Source organism: Winogradskyella sp. (genome assembly GCF_028282165.1).
Taxonomy (GTDB): Bacteria; Bacteroidota; Bacteroidia; order Flavobacteriales; family Flavobacteriaceae; genus Winogradskyella.
On sequence record NZ_JANQIM010000029.1, the window covers coordinates 1 to 19,273 of the forward strand.

A 19,273-nucleotide genomic window follows, 5' to 3' on the forward strand; every position below is an offset into this window, starting at 1 on the left:
GGGTTGGCAAACCATCGTATTCCCTATTGATGAAAATTCGTTAACCGACCTTGCCCAGTCCCCGTTTACAACATACAATGATTCCTTTAATGGTATTACAGAAGTGCGAATACTGCACAATGATGTGCCAAGCTGGGAGGGCGACCCCATTGAGGCCACCCTAGATATCGACAATATTCAGGCAAGAGATAATGATTTGAGTATAGTTGATATAGACATGTCTGAACAAGGAATTAAGGTTTATCCTAATCCAGCGTCTGATTTTATTCAAATCGATGGAATTGTACAGGAATATGACTACATAATAATTGACATCAATGGAAAAACAATAACAAAAGGAAAAACCGGCGCTAATAATAGTATCAATATTCAGAACCTAGCCAAAGGAACTTATTTCTTAAATATTGAATCTAAAAGAACATCAAAATTTATTAAACAATAATCGTGCATTAGCTACAATGTAATGACAACAGATGAAAACTATCTTTAAATTGAATAAAAAAGCACTAAGCTTATCGATACCATTACCATTTTATTAGAGTTGTTGTAGAGGTCCTATGATATATTATTCTGAATAGAGTGAAAAATCTTTAAATCCGCAGTCATTGCGGATTTTTTGTTGTTAGTTGATTATTAATATTTAAGTTTACACATGCTAAGTTTAGTGCAAAACTGAAAGAATATGTCCATTCAACTTTCTGTATTTGATTTAATCATCCTTTTAGGAATATTTCAAGGATTTATTACTAGCACATTACTTTTCATTACTAAGAAAAATAGTAAGAGTAACCGCTTTCTTGCATTGGGGCTGTTTTCCTTTTGTTTATTATCTACTAAACCACTGCTACATACCTTATCGCTTTGGGAAACACATTTTTTTGGTTACTTCCCCAATGCTCTCGAGTTAGCCGTGGCACCACTCTTTTTTTTCTATGTTAAATCGTTGTTTACACCTACATTTCGGTTTAAAAATAAACATTGGCTCCACTTTCTACCTTTCTTTATTTCTCAAGCTTACGCTTTCTTCGTATACTTTTCAGTGCTACAAACGGAAGATAACTCAAAAAAGAAGTCCATAGCTGATGACCTTTTTTTTAATGAGGTTAAACAACTCGATGAATACATTCTTTTGATTGCAACTGTACTTTATCTTTATCAGGCTTTCCATTTACAGAAGAATTACAAAAAATGGTTGGATGACAATACATCCGATAATCAACTGCCCGATTTTAAATGGCTGAAGCAGCTACTGCAATTATTTGGTTTCACAGCTCTATTTTTATTAATCGGTCGTATTTTGTCACTACTTACAACCTACGAACCCATCTGGTTTGCAGATTATTTCTGGAAATTCCTCAATCTTTATATTGCTTTTTTGATTTACTATCTAGGCCTTAAGGGTTATTTGCAACCACACTATTCGTTTCCTGAAATTGAAACGACAGAAAAAGAAACAGTCTCTACAGTTAATTATTCAAATTCTGCAAATCATCAAAAAATTGAAAGAGCCATGAAAGAGGATAAGATTTTTCTCAATACCCAACTTAGCCTCCAAGCACTAGCTAATCATTTGGGTCTGCCACAAAGGGAAGTTTCTCAAATCATCAACCAGTACTTCAAAACCAACTTTCGTGATTTTATCAATCATTACCGCATTGAAGAAGTCAAATCAAAACTCAATCACCCTAACTATAGCAAAATGTCCATCTTAGGAATTGCAATGGAAAGTGGATTTAGCTCCGAAACGAGTTTCTATCGTCTATTCAAAAAATACGTTGGTATGACTCCAAAGCAATTTTTAGAGCAGAAAAGCGATAACTAAACTTCCTGTTTTTACTTCCAAAACACGATTTGACAGTAATCCTCACCCATTTATGAGCCTCATTATTTTATATAACCTATAAATTTGAGGCACATCAATCAAATTGAAACTTATGCGTCTTGAAATTAAACTGATGAATCCAAAGATGCTGTTTCGTAATTAACAAACATTATGAAAAAAAATAAAACTGTTTTAAAATCCGATTCAACTTTAAAATCCAAAAAAATAACTACTCTAAAAAAAGTGATGAAGTTTACATTTTACGGGATTGGGATTTTGCTGATACTTATTCTTATCTATACTGCTATTCCAAGAATCAGTAACCCTTCTCCTGAATATCAAACTGAGTTAACCTATGGTGAACCTGTTGATGAAGAAATCAAAAAAATCCTAACTCCCAAAGAAGAACCCAAGAGAACACGATCGGTAGTTATCCTTGAAAATGGAAAAATCATTTATGAATATGGCCCAACAGACAAAATTATGAACACAGCTTCGGTCCGTAAAGCCATTCTTGGCGTACTATACGGAATAGCTGTAGATAAAGGATTGATAGATATCAACAAGACACTCGCAGAACTTAATATTGATGAGGTTACACCTTTAACGGAGCAAGAAAAAACAGCCACTATTGAACACCTCCTGATGTTTAAATCTGGGATTTATCTGCCTGCCCAAGGAGAACATGATGCACAGATTACGGATAGACCCCTAAGAGAAAGAGATAAACCTGGTGAGTATTTTTTTGCAAATAACTTTGATGCTAATGCATTGGGAACAATATTTATGCAAGAAACCGGAATGTCTATTGGAAAATTTATGGAAGAATACCTAGCAAAACCGATAGGACTTCAAGACTTCACAGAAGATAATGTAATACTAGGAGATCCATGGTTTTGGCCAAAGAAAAAGTCAAAACATAAGCAATACTATATCTATTTGAGCACAAGAGATTTAGCTAGAATTGGAGCAATGGTTGCTAATGACGGTCGCTGGAATGGAAAGCAGATCATATCTAAAAAATGGATAGAGAAGAGTACAACGTCTTACAGTAACCTAAAAGAAAATCATATAACTTATGGTTTTTATGATGGTTTTGGTTATCAATGGTGGATTTCATCTAATACCAAAACGGTATGGGCAGATGGTTATGGCGGAAGGTTTTTAATGATAAATCCGAGTCAAAACTTAGTTTTAGTTGAACAGAACTTTACGGGCAACTCATTTTTAAGTACGGGATTATGGTTAATGAATGGGGATTGGGATAATGGATTAGGTAACTTGATCAAGGCACATCATTTAATAGTCAAAAACGCTGCAATGAATGTGAATAATCCAAAGTACTGACCATACATAGCAAGGCTATTTTTACTCTAAGCATTTTACCCAAACTAAAACCTAACTCAACCCATTCGAAGCCTAAATAGAACTAATATCAAATCCGCAGTCATTGCGGATTTTTTATGTTGGTTGATTGCTTAATATATTAAGTTTAAAATATACTAATACTTACAGTTTACTGTGTTTAATGATAGTTCTAGTATTTCTATCAAAACCGAAAGTATTTTTCTGAATTGGCCCGTAAAGAACATTTAGTCGAAGAAGCAGACAAAAAAACTCCAAGAATTCATCTCCCCCTATTTTAAAGACTTATTTCTGCATTCTTTTAATTTTATCTTCCATCTCTACAATCCATTCTTTTACCCATTTCTTTCCTTTTTTAGTTGGATCTGAATTTAATTTATCAATAGTTATTTTGTAATGTTTGATCGCCAGTTCGTTATTTCCCAACTCCATGTAAGCTTCTGCCAATACATCCCAAACACCTGCATTATCTGGCATTGCTTTAGTAGCCAATTTTAAGAAATCCAGTGCCTTGTCAAAATCCTCTTTCAACCAGTAATTCCAAGAAACGGTATTGAACTCACTTAACGTAAAATAGTAAATATCTTCTTGCGAACCCATTTCTACGGCTTTTGCAGTAACATATTGGTAGTCGTGTTTTGCATAGAGCAAAGACAGTCTTTCCACTCCGGATATTTTAATTTCTTCTACAGTTTTTCCTCGTAGAATATTCTTGATCTGGTTGTTAATCTCGCTCAGGTATGGTGTTTTTGCATTAGATACCAAAAAATAGGTATAATTTTTACCAAGAGCTATTCTAAAAAAACAGTTCTCCCCGTCGGAACCACCTCTATGGCCTATATTGCGTTTACGTTTTGATGACGATACTTGCCACCCTCTTCCGTACATACTTTCTTTTCTGTTGTTTAATTTTGCTGGAGTTGTCATCTTTTTAAATGTCTCGCTATTTAAGATATCTCCAGCCTGAAGTGCTTTGCTAAACTTCCATAGGTCTGTAAAAGTCGAGTTAAGGCCTCCTGCTCCTTTTCTATTCCTAAAATAAGAGTCGAGATATCCTTTATAATCTTCGTGATTTTCTAAAGGCACATAGGCACTTTTTTCAATAGATAACGCATGTGCTTTTGCCAGATTTGATTCATCTTTTATATTTATCAATCGTTCTGTGTCTGTCATACCAGCGGGTTCGAATATTAGCTCGTTTAGAAGAGTATCATAAGACTTTTTAGAGGCTCTTTCTGCAATTCCCGCTAAAAACATATATCCTGCATTAGAATACGAAAACTTCTCTCCAGCAGAAAATTCTTGTTCAGGTTTGTACTGCTCGTACAATTGAAAAAGATCATCATTTGTCATCTTACGGGACTTATCCCAATACTTCTTAACCAAGTTATCATAGTAAAATGGAATTCCAGATGTATGAGTTAGAAGATGGTCTATAGTAACATCTTCATAAGGAAGTTTTGGGAAAAAATCAACCAATTTACTCTCGGTAGTAAAATACCCTAATTCTACCATTCGCATGATTAAAGTTGCTGTCAAAGATTTGTTTACAGAGGCAATGCCGAATGAATTTGTTGTGCCCAACGGTTGTTTTGTTTTCATATTAGCATAACCATACACTTTTACAAATAGTATACTATCTCTATCCCCAATCATAAAACCACCGTTGAATTGTTGTTTTGAGTTTAGATTAGACAATAGTTGGTCTATGATCTCAATTTTCTTCTCTCTATTATCTTGACAGTTAGAAAAATTAACCCATAATACGAGTAGAAAGATCATTTTACATACTAATAAAGAGTTACTGGAACTGCATCTTGTTTTCATGTTCTATTGATTTTTTATTGATTGATATTTTTTTACTTTGAAAACAAATGTAATGTTCTGTTACATGTTGAGTAATGAAAGTATTTCCTATATCGCGATATAGCAAATATGAGTTTACCCTTTTTGATTTCGAAATTGTGTCGGAGTAAGGCCTGTTTCTTTTTTAAATAAGTAATTGAATCTACTATTGGAAGTAAATCCAGAATTTTGAGCAATACCGTGAATTGTAAGGTTATTATTGTCTGGATTAAGCAGGTTTTTTTTTACTTCTTCAAGGCGGTATTTTAATACGTATTCCGAAAAACTAAGCCCTAGATCATGATTAATCACCTGAGAAACATGTCTTGATTGGATTCCTACCAATCCTGAAAAAGTTTTTAATGTTAAATTCTTAATTAAGAACAATTTTTCCTCTCGCATAGCCTTTTCTATTTTTCTTAAATATTGCTCTGTTTTCTCATTAGACAATGGAGATGTTTTATACTTCTTAGGTTTAATTCCAAACTCATTCTCTGAATTCATTTCCTTGTAGGCGATATAAAAAATAGGAAACGATAGTAGTAAAAAGAGACTTTTTCCAAACTTAAAAGAAAAAAGGTGTACTCCAAACACATCTAGAACCATGTAAAGAAAATTGAAAAATATAAGCAGTGTAAACGTATATAAGGAAGGTATTATCCAACTAAAAAATTGTCTTGATTTTTTTTGATTAGGCCTTATACTATATCTAATTGCCAAAATTAAATAAATGGCCATTTGAATTGTTGCAAAAACTACAAGATCGTCATAATAACCATCTTTGTTAAACAGAAGATCAATTATAATAATTAAGGTATAGGGCGCTAAGTGATAAAACACTTTTCTGCTTGAGGGCTTTCTATCGTAACATAAAATGAATAAATATAATAATGGAGCTACGTACCAATAGACATGGTTAGAAATCCTATAAACAACTGAGTTTAAGTCAATGAATGGATAAAAGTAATTGTAGGTTCTTATAGAAATAATAGCAAAACTAAGGCATAGAAAGCCTAACAAATAGTTTAATAACTTGTCGCCTTTTTTCTTCAAAAAAAAATGAATAACTAAAAACAGTGCTTGTACTGCAATTATTAGACTTACTATTGAAAGCGTTTTTACCATTACTATTTCATGATTATACTTTAAGCTATAAACGAAAGATTGGTTAGTTACACTAATTCTAGTTAGTGCTATTAAATTAATATCGAAATATAAGGAAAAGAATTATGTGAATATTATAATAGCCCTTGAGACAATAACAAAATCATATTCAACATATAAATTATTTAGCGTATTTAATCTGTGAAACGGGATTTGCCATTATATTTAGGCTTTAAAAGAACACTTGTTGGAACTTAACCTAGATATATATAATCTGTTAATTTTATTCGGCACCTTGCAGGCTTTCATATTTGGATTTCTACTTGTAGCAAAGAGTAATTTTAATGAAGCCACAAAATATTTAGGGATAAGCGTATTATTTCTAGCTTCTTATCTCATTTGGGTACTCAAGGCTAGTTTAGGGATTCAGATGTACTACCCCAAAATGAGGTTCATTCCATTGTTTTTCCTATGGGGAATTGGCCCTGCGTTTTATACATATTTGCGATTCTATTTTCGCAAACCCATTCCAAAAAAGAATTTAAAAAAGCATTTTTACCCTTTACTTGTTGAACAACTTTTTTTCAATTCAGTTACACTGATATTTTACATGAATAAGTGGGACCCGAATAACTTTAATAGTTTTGAAGCATTTTGGGCTATTAATGTATTTGAGATAGAGCATTATGTAGGCTTACTATCAATCGCTATTTATTTAGGGCTGAGTATGGACTTGTATAGAAAACAAATGAAAAAAGGTGTAAATAAAAGAATTGCCTATATACTTACTTGTTTTGCATTTTTGTGGCTTATTTGGGTACCATATACTATTGTAGATGCTATATACTATAACTTTGATTTCCCAGTATCAGAGTTTTATTTTTTCTATATTTTACTTACTGCTTTGACTTATGCTATTGGTTTTATTGGATTTCGACTTAGTAAACAAATTACGACTAAAAGAAAAGTTGAGAAGACTTCTGAAATGCAAGAATTGGTAAAAGTCTTTACAATTAAAATGGAAGAGGAAAAGTATTATTTAGATTCTAATCTTAGTCTTAAAAGCTTTAGCGAAAAGTTAGGTATACACCCCAATAAAACTTCTATGGTTATAAATAACTTAATGGGCTATTCATTTCGTGATTTTGTGAACTCCTATAGGATAGAAGAATTTAAAAGTCTAGCAAATACCGATAACGTGAAATCAAAAACAATACTTGGTATGGCATTAGACGCTGGTTTCAATTCAAAAGCTTCCTTTAACAGAGCTTTTAATAAGTTTTGTAAAATCTCGCCTGCAGAATATTTACAGAAAATAAGCAATAAGTAGTTTCAAAACACATAATGAGACGATTTATAAAGATAATTTGGCCTTTTTTGCAATCAAATTAATTTAGAATAATGTCATGCAAAAAATCGTCGAGCAAACTTTAGTTTTTGTTTTAGCTATAATCTTAAATTTTAGTATTTCTGCTCAAAACTATGTAGAAAAGATAGAAGAACTATTAGCAGCAAATGTCAACAGTACAAACCCTTTTAACGGTTCAATTTTAGTGGCTCAAAAAGGAGAGATTATTTATAAAGGTGCTTTTGGCTTGGCTGATTTGACTTTAGAAAAACCTAACACCATAGATTCAAAATACTTCATTGGCTCTGTAACCAAATTAATAACCTCGGTTGCTATTCTTCAGTTAATTGAACAAAAAAAGATTTCATTAAGTGATAAGCTTTCTAAATGGTTACCTGAAATTAATGGAAGTGACCAGATTACCATTCATCATCTATTAACCCATCAGTCAGGATTAAGAAGAGATTCGCATCAGGATTATGATGCTGAAGTTTCTTTTAGAGAACGATTGTTCTCCGTAAAAAAAGATTCTTTACGGTTTGCTCCTGGGGAAAAAGAGTCCTACTCAAGTGTAGGCTTTTATGCCTTAACACATATTTTGGAAGTGGTAAGTGGAATGAGTTTTGAAGACTACTTTGAAAAATACATTTTTGCGCCAGCCAAAATGCTAAATACTGGGGTCAAAAAATCAAAAACACAAAAAATCAAAGGGCTATCAATCGGTATTGGGCTGGCCCCTGATAAAAATGAGGTAAATGATATAGCACCTGCTAGATATTTTGACAGTTACTCTTTTGGTGGCGGTGGTTCATTATACTCTACTATTGACGACATGTGGGCTTTTTTTAACGCCTTAGAGAAAGGAAAGCTAGTATCTTATAACACTGTAAGAATGATGAAATTAAAGTGGCCTGTAAAATATGAAAATAAGAAGTCAAGACTTTACCATAGTTATGGTTGGGAAATTTATGATTACTCGAATGAAGATCGTCCTTTTTTAATGATTGATTACGCTGGAAAGATCTATGGCTACAAATCAATGATCCGTTATTATGAAAATGACGATATTGTGGTTATAACCCTTTGTAACAGTAGATACAGTGAACGCAGTATATTAGCGTATAACATCAGAAATATTTTGTTAGATAAAGAGTATGAACTCCCAAAACCTGCTCCAAAGTCAATTCCTATAAATAAATCAATGAAAAAGCATCTAGGGGTTTATGATTTTCCAAGTGAAAAAACTACGGTAGAAATTAAAATGGTTGATGGAAAATTTACCTTGACATCGCATGGTGATAAACCTGTTTATTTATATCCATCAGACGAACATTCTTTTTATACCAAAGTACTTCCATTAAAAATCACATTTGAACCTACCTCAAAAAGAAAAACACAAAAGCTGGAGTTTAATTTTAATGAAGAAATGATTGATACACTTAATAGATTAAAACCATAGTCAACAAGACATAGGACCTTTTCATAATTCAACCCTTAACAACCTTGGCTATAGCATCTTTAAGGTTGTCAAAACTGTGCTCATCAAAGCCCAAAAGTAAAGAACTAACTATCAATAACTAAATTTATGAAAACAAAATATTTTGTTTATACTTTAATAATATGTTATGCTATTAAAATTGGGATGGCCATACTTCAAGATTATATTGTTGAGTATTTAATTTTAGATCTAAATATAGAACCCTTGGAATTAGGATTGATTGCAGGGATTCCTAATTTATTAATTTTAATTTCAATAATTGGGCTAATTGTTAAAATTTTCAGATATCATAATAGAAAGGACTTTTTAAATAGTTAATTGCATGATTTTTGATTATAAACCGTTATAGCATTGTTATTAAGACTTTTCGAAGTAAAATTCTAACAAGCTTCAAAACCATAACATGAAGAAACTAATTTTACAATTTATATTACTGTTCCTTTTCACTATAATAAGCAATGCCCAAAACCAACTAGATTCACTTTGGAAAGAAATTGCATTTGCAAAAAAATCTTCATGCCTTTTGGGTACACAGTATAGTTTTGAACGTAAAGGAGAACGATTTAAACAAACGATCTTTAATAAGGCCCCATGGCAGCTATTTATTGATAACCATACCGCAATAACAACACCCTTTTTATTAGAAAAACTAGCTGATACAACCAAAACGAGCGTACACATCTGCCCATTTATGGTAGCCTCTAACGGAGAACTTGCGGTCTATGCTCTTCAACAAACACACAAAATTAACTGGTACGATTTTGAAATTTTCAGCAACTATGCCAATCGTGACATTACTAGTGGAACAGATAACCATCAAGTATGGTTGCAAAAAATTTTATCCGACGACTCTGAACGCAAAAAACTAGAAAGTCTGTTCCGAAAATTATTAGACTAATAATCAAATTCAAGACATTGAATTGATCACTTCTATTTTCTCAATTAACCCTACCTTTGTTATCCAGAAAATAATGCTATGCGCATCGATATCATTACCGTTTTACCAGAGTTATTAAAAAGTCCGTTTGAGGCCTCCATCCTTAAACGTGCTATAGACGCCAACTTGGTAGAAATACATTTTCATAACCTTAGGGACTACACCACTGACAACTATAAATCTGTAGATGATTATCAATTTGGTGGTGGTGCAGGGATGGTAATGATGATAGAACCGATCGATAAATGTATTTCCGGCTTACAAGCAGAGCGCCGTTATGATGAAATCATCTATATGACACCAGATGGAGAACGTCTCAACCAAGGCATTGCCAATCAACTCTCATTAAAAGAAAACATTATCATTCTTTGCGGTCATTATAAAGGTGTCGATCAGCGCGTGCGAGATACCTTTATTACACGAGAAATCTCAATAGGCGATTACGTACTCTCAGGCGGTGAATTGGGAGCAGCCGTCTTATGCGATGCAGTAATTAGGCTAATCCCAGGTGTTTTGGGCAATGAAACCTCTGCCCTCACCGATTCCTTTCAGGATAATCTGTTGGCACCACCCATATATACCAGACCTAGAGAATACAAGGGCATGAAAGTACCAGAAGTGTTGTTCAGTGGTAATTTTGGCGAAATTGAGAAATGGCGAGAAGAACAAGCTTACAAACGTACTCAAGAACGACGACCAGACCTTTTGGACGAATAGCTCAAAAGAAATTTCAAAATCCAAAAGACCAAAATCAATCAATGAATTGGTTTATAAAAAATTATAATATAAACAGTAGGAATTTGGAAATTAAAGATTTGTAAATTGAATAAAAATATTATCTTTGCAGCCACTTTAGATTAACCTCTGGCGAGAATCGTGAATGTTGGTTTAGAGCAACCATAATAAAAAAGAAAACATGGATTCTTTAGTAAAATTTGTACAAGACGAATTTGTAACCAAAAAAGACCTACCAGAATTTAGTGCTGGTGATACCATCACTGTATATTACGAAATTAAAGAAGGAAACAAAACACGTACACAGTTCTTTAAAGGTGTAGTGTTACAACGTAAAGGAAGTGGGTCTTCTGAAACGTTTACCATCCGTAAAATGTCTGGGACCATTGGTGTAGAACGTATCTTCCCAGTAAACTTACCAGCATTGCAAAAAATTGAAGTGAATAAACGTGGTAAAGTACGTAGAGCACGTATATTCTACTTTAGAGGTCTTACTGGTAAAAAAGCAAGAATTAAAGAAGTTAGAAGATAATTTAACTTACATACCTTATAGAAACCCCTTGAATTCAAGGGGTTTTTTAGTTATTAACTATTGTTAATAACTCACGTTTATAAGTTGTGTATATTTAAATCTTAAAAAAATTTGGAAATTCGCAATGTAGACATATATTTACTAAACAATTAACAACAAACAGTGTTTGGTTTTGAAGTTTTATTTGAATTTATGTTAAATTGTAAATAAAGTAACGTTCTTTATATAATGAGATTGTTTTTTGAGGTGAGCGAGCTGCTTGTGTAGGCAAGTGTAGTGTAGCAAACCATGAAGCTCGGGCCTTACAGCATGCTTGCAGGTTGTAAAGTGACAGTGGAAAGCTTTGAAAAAGTAACGGAATCGAAAGTGAACGTGAACAGGATGAGCAATGTTTTTAGACGTATGAGACGCGAAAGCGAATGATAAAAAAGAAAACATCAAGAAAAACAATTCTTAAGAAATGGAGTAGTATCAGGTCAATACATTTTGAAAGTTACGAAACGTTTCATCGAAACAGAAACCCTTGAACCGAAAAGGATGATGGTGCAAACCATGCAACTGAGTTAGTGAAAACTAAATAGGTCACGTCAGTACTGTTTCAAAGAGAAGCCATGTCAGCGTAGTTTACTGCAGTGATATGGCTTTTTGCTTTTTGTAGAGCGCGCTCAATCACCATAACTTTAGAGGAAGCACAGTCGAAGTATAATTCAAAATCACCACCTCTTATTTTTTAAGATTAAAGCTCTATTCCAAACTCCTTTTGAGCTCTCAAAACATTTCAATATAAGCCTAAACTAATTATTATCAGTATTGGCCGTTATTATTATTAAATTCTCAATATTTTGGGGCAGCTGTTATTAATCCCATACCCGCAAAACCTTTGTGTTTTTGTATATTTGCACAGCTTAAAATTAAGCCCAAGCACATTTACTTTATTTTTTGACAACCTATGACCAAAACAGCAAAGATTGTTTACACAAAAACGGACGAAGCCCCAGCTTTGGCAACACGTTCCTTCTTACCCATTGTTCAATCATTCACAAAATCTTCAGGCATTACCATTGAGACCAAAGACATCTCATTGGCTTCAAGAATTTTAGCCGTATTCCCAGATTTTTTAACAGAAGAACAAAGAGTATCCGATGCACTATCCGAACTGGGCGAATTAGCTAAAAAACCCGAAGCTAACATCATTAAATTACCAAATATTAGTGCTTCTATTCCACAGCTAAATGACGCTATTGAAGAATTAAAAGCAAAAGGTTTTAACTTACCAAATTATCCAGAAGACCCTAGTAACGATAGCGAAAAAGAAATAAAAGCGCGTTACGATAAAGTAAAAGGAAGTGCGGTAAACCCAATATTAAGAGAAGGAAATTCAGATAGACGCGCACCAAAGGCCGTTAAAAATTATGCCAAGAAAAATCCACATAGTATGGGTGAATGGACACCTGAGTCTAAAACACATATCGCCACGATGGCACAAGGTGACTTTGCTCATAACGAAACTTCTGTAACCATTGGCAATGCTACTTCTGTAAAGATTGTACATACCGATAAAAATGGAAACGCTACTCTACTGAAAGATAATATCAGCTTATTAAAAGGTGAAATCATCGATTCGACCTTCATGAGTAAAAAGGCATTACTTAGTTTCTTGGATAAAGAAATTAAAGATGCAAAAGACCAAGATATTTTAATGTCATTACATATGAAAGCCACTATGATGAAGGTCTCTGACCCTATCATTTTTGGCCATGCAGTTAAAACATATTTTAAGTCTGTTTTTGAAAAACATGGTGAGTTGTTAGAAGAAATAGGTGTAGATGTCAATAATGGTTTTGGAAACCTATTGGAAAACCTAGAGGAATTATCTGATGCTAAACGCAACGAGATTAAAGCTGATATCAAAATTACTTTAGATAATGGTCCCGATTTAGCCATGGTAAATTCAGATAAGGGTATTACAAACCTTCACGTACCAAGCCATGTGATTATTGATGCATCTATGCCAGCTATGATTCGCACATCTGGACAGATGTGGAATAAAAATGGGGAGCAGCAAGATACTAAAGCTATAATACCAGATAGTAGTTATGCTGGTGTTTATATTGCGACCATAGATTTCTGTAAAAAGTATGGCGCTTTTGATCCAACAACAATGGGTACTGTTCCAAATGTTGGCTTAATGGCTCAAAAAGCTGAAGAATATGGATCACATGATAAAACTTTCGAGATTGCTTCGAATGGAAAAGTAGAGGTCATTAATTCAGAAGGTGAAATATTAACGAGCCATAACGTTGAAGAAGGTGATATTTGGAGAATGTGCCAAGTTAAAGATGCACCAGTACAAGATTGGATTAAATTAGCGGTAACAAGAGCCAGAGCATCTGAGACGCCTGCAGTGTTCTGGTTAGATAAAAACAGAGCTCACGATGCAGAACTGATCAAAAAGGTAAATCAATATTTACCAAATTATGATACAACCGGATTGCATATTAAAATACTTTCGCCCACAGAGGCCACAAAATTTACACTAGATCGTGTAAAAGCCGGAAAGGATACCATTTCGGTTACTGGAAATGTACTTAGGGATTACCTTACGGATCTATTCCCAATTTTAGAATTAGGAACAAGTGCAAAGATGCTATCCATAGTCCCGTTAATGAATGGCGGTGGCTTATTTGAAACTGGTGCTGGTGGCTCGGCCCCAAAACATGTACAGCAATTTGTAAAAGAAAACCATTTGCGTTGGGATTCACTTGGTGAATTTTTAGCATTAGCAGTGTCCCTAGATCACTTTGGTGAGGTAAACAATAACGAAAAAGCCAAAGTATTAGGTGAAGCCTTAGATAATGCTACCGAAAAACTATTGGAAAATAAAAAAGGGCCTTCTAGAAAGGTAAATGAGCTAGATAACAGAGGTAGTCACTACTACTTGGCATTATATTGGGCAGAAGCGTTGGCAAATCAAAACAAGGATAAAGCCCTAAAAGAAGAATTTACCGAACTTTACAATCGGTTATCAATACATGAAAATGAGATTTTAAAGGAGTTAATAGATTGCCAAGGAGAACCGGTAGATATTGATGGTTATTATTTGCCAAACGAAAGCTTAACGAATAGTGCAATGCGACCGAGTAAAATTCTCAACTCAATATTAAATTAAACTTAAGTTAAAAGAGCTTCATTTAAGATGAAGCTCTTTTATTTTTGTTTGACCTAAAAAATCCCCATGAACAAAAAAATATTCACTGTTCTCATAATCTCCCTATGGTTTTCTTTTAGTACCCTTGCCCAGGAAAAATTTACTTTGAGTGGTAGCATTACAGATAGCCAAAGTAACGAAACCCTTATAGGTGTTAATGTCATTGTCCCAGAAATACAATCTGGCACAATGACCAATGAGTATGGCTTTTACTCCATCACATTGCCAAAAGGCACTTATGAAATCCAAATTAGCTATTTAGGGTTTAAAACTATTTCAGAAACTATAGTTCTAAACACGGATATGACCAAAAGCTTTAAGCTCCAAGAAACTGCCGAAAGTTTAGATGAAGTCGTTATAAAAGAAAATGTCGAAAAACTCAATATTAAAAAACCTCAAATGAGTGTTAACGCACTTTCCATTCAAACCATAAAAAATATGCCTGTGGTTTTAGGTGAGGTAGATGTCATAAAATCTATCACATTGCTACCAGGTGTTACCAATGCTGGCGAAGGAGCTTCGGGTTTTAATGTTAGAGGAGGCGCTGCAGACCAGAATCTTATTTTGTTAGATGAGGCCACAATTTTTAATTCTTCCCATTTATTTGGATTCTTTTCGGTTTTTAATCCAGATGCTATTAAGGACATCAAATTATACAAAGGCGGGATACCTGCCAAATATGGTGGTCGAGTATCTTCAGTATTGGATATCTACCAAAAAGAAGGTAATAGTAGTGAATTTCATATGAACGGAGGAATTGGCTTAATCTCTAGCAGATTGTTAGCGGAAGGTCCGATTAAAAAAGAAAAAGGTTCCTTCCTATTTGGTGGACGAAGCAGCTACGCACACTTATTTTTACCGCTTTTTGATATCGACAACGTCGCTTATTTTTATGACTTAAACACAAAACTAAGCTATCGACTCAATGAAAGAAATAGTATTTTTCTATCTGGCTACTTTGGTAGGGATGTGTTTAATATTCAAGACAGTTTTGAAAACACCTATGGTAACACCGTTGTTAATTTTCGTTGGAATCATCTATTCTCGGATAAATTGTTTTCTAATTTGTCATTGATATATTCAGACTATTACTATGGCCTAGATCTCAATTTTGTTGGATTTGAATGGGAGTCCTACATTAGAAACTTCAATGTTAAATACGACTTAAAACATTATATCAGCAATAATTTTAAGCTTGAATATGGCTTAAACAGTATTTACTACAAATTTAATCCTGGCGAGATCAACCCTAACACAGAAGATTCTGGTATTAACCCTTTCAAATTAATTGACAAATACGCTTTTGAAAACGCCGTATACATTGATGCAGAACACAAACTGAGCAATAGACTCTCTGTGAGTTATGGTGCTAGGTTTAGTACATTTCATCGATTAGGGCAAGATGAATTAAACATCTATGAGGACGACAATCCTGTTGTATTCAACGAAGCCCTTGGTATCTATGAAAAAGCAGAACCCACAGGTACAGAAAGTTTTAGTCGTACTGATGTCATTGAATCATTTGCCAATATTGAACCCCGTTTTGCTATTGCATACCAACTAAATGACAATTCATCCGTTAAAGCGAGCTACAACCGAATGAGTCAGTATCTCCACCTGTTATCAAACACAAGTTCACCTACACCTTTGGATGTTTGGACACCAAGTGGTAAATATGTAGAACCACAGTTGTTAGATCAAGTCGCATTAGGTTATTTTAGGACATTTGAGGATAATATGTTTTCGTTAGAAATCGAAACGTTCTATAAGAAAATCCAAAATCGTATCGATTATATCGATGGTGCAGACTTAATCGCCAATAATGCCATTGAACAAGTTATTCTCAATGGTGAAGCTAGAGCTTATGGATTGGAGGTTTTATTAAGAAAGAATGAAGGTAGGCTTAAAGGTTGGCTGGCATACACCTTATCAAGATCCGAGCAGCGTACTCCGGGGAGAACACCAATAGAAACAGGTATTAATAATGGTGAATGGTATAAAACGCCTTTCGACAAAACTCATGATATATCTTTGACCGCTAGCTACACTTTGAACAAAAAGTGGTCGTTCAGTTCAAACTTTTTATTTCAAACAGGTCTACCGGCCACATTCCCAGATGGACAATACGAGTTTAATGGCATCGTAATCCCAAGTTACGAAGCTAGGAACTCAAGTAGATTGCCAGCGTACCATCGCTTAGATCTATCCGTTAATTACAATCCAAAACCAGATAGTCAGAAACGCTTTAAAGGACAATGGGTCTTTGGATTATACAATGTTTATAATCGTAGAAATGCCGCTAATATTTCGTTTAGAGAAAACCGCATGTCAGGTACAAACGAGGCTGTAAGGTTGGCTATTTTTGGCATTGTCCCTTCGGTTTCCTATAATTTTAAATTTTAGAACTAATGAAAAGATTATTTGCTATAGTATTGTTTGTCAGTTTTTTCACAAACTGTGAAGACGTTATAGATGTAGATCTTAACACAGCAGAACCACGTTTAGTGATAGATGCATCCATAAATTGGTTTAAAAACACAGCCGGAAATGAACAGAACATCAGACTAAGTTTAACTGCGCCTTTCTTTGACGAAACAGTACCGCCAGCTAATGGAGCTACAGTACAAATCACAGACTCCAATAACAATAGCTATGACTTTGTTGAAGATGGACTTACAGGAATTTACAGAAATAATAGCTTTGTACCAATCATTGATGAAACATACACGTTAACGGTTGTTTATGAAGGTGAAACCTATTCAGGTACAGAAACTCTAAAATCCGTTGTACCAATAGACTTCGTTGAACAAGAAAATGAAGGTGGTTTTTCAGGTGAAGATATTGAATTAAAAGCTTTTTACACTGATCCTGCGAATGTTGAAAATTACTATTTCTTTGAGTTTATTAGTGATGTGGCTGTAGTACCAAGTCTTGATGTTTATGAAGATCGATTTACGGATGGAAATCAAATATTTGGTTTCTATACTGAAGAAGATTTAGAATCAGGAGATATTGTAACCATTAGAAACTATGGAATTTCAGAACGATTCTATGAGTTTATGTTTATTTTACTTCAGCAAGGAGGTGAGGACGATGGTGGCCCTTTTGAAACCCAACCAGCAACCGTTAGGGGCAATTGTATAAACACTACGAATCCTGATAATTTCCCCTTTGGCTATTTTAGATTGTCAGAGGTCGATGAGTTTATCTACACGGTAGAATAAATCTCTTTTACCTAAAGAAATTCATTATTTTTATATTATGAATTTCGAAAAGATTACTGAAAAAGACTCTCATTATAACCATCTGGAAAAGATGTCTATTAACGAGATCATCAAAAACATAAATACAGAGGACAAAACTGTTCCACTTGCAGTTGAAAAAGCAATTCCCCAAGTAGAAGCCTTAATAGAAAAGGTAGTCGAAAAATTAAAAGAAGGAGGTCGATTATTCTACATAGGAGCTGGCACAAGTGGCCGTTTGGGGATTTTGGATGCCTCAGAATGTCCACCAACATTTGGTGTTTCACATGATTTGGTGATTGGTCTAATAGCGGGTGGAGATACAGCTATAAGAAAAGCCGTTGAAAATGCCGAAGATTCCACTAGTCAAGGCTGGAAAGATCTTCAAGAGTACCATATATCAGAAAAAGATGTTGTAGTAGGCATTGCAGCTTCTGGCACAACGCCTTATGTTGTTCACACTTTAAAACAATGTAATAAAGAGAATATAATCACTGGTTGTATCACCTGTAATAAAAATAGTCCTTTAAGCCTTGCTGCCCAATTTCCTATTGAAGTCACTGTTGGTCCAGAATTTCTCACAGGTAGTTCAAGGATGAAAGCTGGGACAGCTCAAAAACTAGTTTTAAATATGATCACCACCGCTACCATGATTCAGTTAGGAAGGGTTAAGGATAACAAAATGGTAGATATGCAATTGAGCAATAACAAACTTGTGGATAGAGGCATTAAAATGATTATGAATGAGTTAAATGTAACCGAAAAAGAAGCCTCTAAATTACTAAAAGAACATAAGAGTGTGAGACAAAGTATCAAATATGGAAGAAGAAACTAACCGAACAGATAAAAAACTACTAGGAAAAGGATTAAAACAAATGGGAATTTGCCTTGTATTAATGTTTATTGGTCCAACGCTATTCTATCTCGCATTAAGCAATGATGACAAACCACTTTATATCCCTTTGTTTATATTATCAATAATACTTTGCATAGGTGCAGTTGTAATGCTGTTTATAGGACTTAATACTATTGGAGATAGTATGTTTAAAAAGAAAAAATAGTTCCTCAACTTTATTATAAAACAAAAAGAGCGGCGACCTATCGATGACGCTTCCAAACGCTTTGCATTTGTGAAGGTCACGATCTAGACCAGCGGTGCTGCGTCTACGACCCTCATTACCTTAATATTGTTCAAAAAAAAAGCCCCCAAGATAAATCCTGAAGGCTTAAAAAAGGCGGCGACCTACTCTCCCACGGATGCAGTACCATCGGCGCAAACGGGCTTAACTTCTCTGTTCGGAATGGTAAGAGGTGAGCCCCGTCGCTATAACCACCTTAAGTTTTAGCTGTTAGCCCTAAGCTTTTGGCCTATAGCTCTCAGCGCAGCTTCGCTGCAAATATTTTTGACATATTGAAAAAAAACTACATGAGCGTACACACAAAAAGAACGGCGTACAATAAGCCTACGGGCTATTAGTACTACTCGGCTATGACATTGCTGCCTTTACACCTGTAGCCTATCGACGTGGTCGTCTCCCACGGCCCTTTAAAGAAATCTCATCTTGTGGTGGGTTTCGCGCTTATATGCTTTCAGCGCTTATCCCTTCCGAACGTAGCTACCCTGCGATGCCCCTGGC

15 protein-coding genes and 2 rRNA genes are annotated in these 19,273 nt (G+C 34.4%); 13 read left to right on the plus strand and 4 right to left on the minus strand.

Annotated elements, in window-relative coordinates; translation table 11 throughout:
• The 3 genes from Q0972_RS11460 to Q0972_RS11470 all read left to right on the plus strand — a co-directional run.
• A partial coding sequence (locus Q0972_RS11460) for a T9SS type A sorting domain-containing protein (RefSeq protein ID WP_299365856.1) occupies positions 1 to 442 on the plus strand: 442 nt, incomplete at its 5' end.
• A gap of 240 nt (positions 443 to 682) precedes the next feature.
• Positions 683 to 1,822 carry an AraC family transcriptional regulator gene (locus Q0972_RS11465; RefSeq protein WP_299365857.1) on the plus strand — a complete coding sequence of 380 codons (1,140 nt, stop codon included), beginning with the start codon at positions 683 to 685 and terminating at the stop codon, positions 1,820 to 1,822.
• A gap of 171 nt (positions 1,823 to 1,993) precedes the next feature.
• Positions 1,994 to 3,169: a serine hydrolase gene (locus Q0972_RS11470; protein ID WP_299365858.1), complete on the plus strand. Its 1,176-nt coding sequence runs from the start codon at positions 1,994 to 1,996 to the stop codon at positions 3,167 to 3,169.
• A 303-nt stretch (positions 3,170 to 3,472) separates the two neighbouring features.
• Here the strand turns inward: Q0972_RS11470 and Q0972_RS11475 are convergent, their stop codons facing one another.
• Positions 3,473 to 5,014, minus strand: coding sequence for a serine hydrolase (locus tag Q0972_RS11475; protein WP_299365859.1), 1,542 nt, complete (start codon positions 5,012 to 5,014; stop codon positions 3,473 to 3,475).
• Between the two features lie 114 nt (positions 5,015 to 5,128).
• Entirely contained in the window at positions 5,129 to 5,536 is a 408-nt protein-coding gene (locus tag Q0972_RS11480) for an AraC family transcriptional regulator (RefSeq protein WP_299365860.1), read from the minus strand.
• 1,210 nt (positions 5,537 to 6,746) lie between these two features.
• Between Q0972_RS11480 and Q0972_RS11485 the strand changes: the two genes are divergently transcribed.
• The 10 genes from Q0972_RS11485 (at position 6,747) to Q0972_RS11530 (ending at position 18,697) form a co-directional block, all read left to right on the plus strand.
• On the plus strand, positions 6,747 to 7,466 hold the full coding sequence (locus Q0972_RS11485; RefSeq protein ID WP_299365861.1) for an AraC family transcriptional regulator: 720 nt from the start codon (positions 6,747 to 6,749) through the stop codon (positions 7,464 to 7,466).
• Between the two features lie 76 nt (positions 7,467 to 7,542).
• Positions 7,543 to 8,943, plus strand: coding sequence for a serine hydrolase (locus Q0972_RS11490; protein WP_299365862.1), 1,401 nt, complete (start codon positions 7,543 to 7,545; stop codon positions 8,941 to 8,943).
• Between the two features lie 442 nt (positions 8,944 to 9,385).
• A complete protein-coding gene (locus Q0972_RS11495; protein ID WP_299365863.1) occupies positions 9,386 to 9,880 on the plus strand; it encodes a hypothetical protein in 495 nt (164 codons plus the stop codon).
• A 78-nt stretch (positions 9,881 to 9,958) separates the two neighbouring features.
• Complete coding sequence (trmD, locus tag Q0972_RS11500) at positions 9,959 to 10,636, plus strand: tRNA (guanosine(37)-N1)-methyltransferase TrmD (protein WP_299365864.1); 678 nt, start codon at positions 9,959 to 9,961, stop codon at positions 10,634 to 10,636.
• Positions 10,637 to 10,835: 199 nt separating this feature from the next.
• Positions 10,836 to 11,186: a 50S ribosomal protein L19 gene (rplS, locus tag Q0972_RS11505; RefSeq protein ID WP_299365865.1), complete on the plus strand. Its 351-nt coding sequence runs from the start codon at positions 10,836 to 10,838 to the stop codon at positions 11,184 to 11,186.
• A gap of 949 nt (positions 11,187 to 12,135) precedes the next feature.
• Positions 12,136 to 14,355, plus strand: coding sequence for an NADP-dependent isocitrate dehydrogenase (locus tag Q0972_RS11510; RefSeq protein WP_299365866.1), 2,220 nt, complete (start codon positions 12,136 to 12,138; stop codon positions 14,353 to 14,355).
• 66 nt (positions 14,356 to 14,421) lie between these two features.
• On the plus strand, positions 14,422 to 16,797 hold the full coding sequence (locus tag Q0972_RS11515; RefSeq protein WP_299365867.1) for a TonB-dependent receptor: 2,376 nt from the start codon (positions 14,422 to 14,424) through the stop codon (positions 16,795 to 16,797).
• Between the two features lie 5 nt (positions 16,798 to 16,802).
• Positions 16,803 to 17,618, plus strand: a complete 816-nt coding sequence (locus tag Q0972_RS11520; RefSeq protein WP_299365868.1) for a DUF4249 domain-containing protein — start codon at positions 16,803 to 16,805, stop codon at positions 17,616 to 17,618.
• A 37-nt stretch (positions 17,619 to 17,655) separates the two neighbouring features.
• On the plus strand, positions 17,656 to 18,471 hold the full coding sequence (murQ, locus tag Q0972_RS11525; RefSeq protein ID WP_299365869.1) for an N-acetylmuramic acid 6-phosphate etherase: 816 nt from the start codon (positions 17,656 to 17,658) through the stop codon (positions 18,469 to 18,471).
• On the plus strand, positions 18,455 to 18,697 hold the full coding sequence (locus Q0972_RS11530; protein WP_299365870.1) for a DUF6095 family protein: 243 nt from the start codon (positions 18,455 to 18,457) through the stop codon (positions 18,695 to 18,697). Before murQ ends, Q0972_RS11530 begins: the two co-directional genes overlap by 17 nt.
• Positions 18,698 to 18,866: 169 nt before the next feature.
• Here Q0972_RS11530 and rrf read toward each other — a convergent pair.
• Positions 18,867 to 18,974, minus strand: a 5S ribosomal RNA gene (gene rrf, locus Q0972_RS11535).
• 115 nt (positions 18,975 to 19,089) lie between these two features.
• Positions 19,090 to 19,273: ribosomal RNA gene (locus Q0972_RS11540) — 23S ribosomal RNA — on the minus strand; the annotation flags it as partial.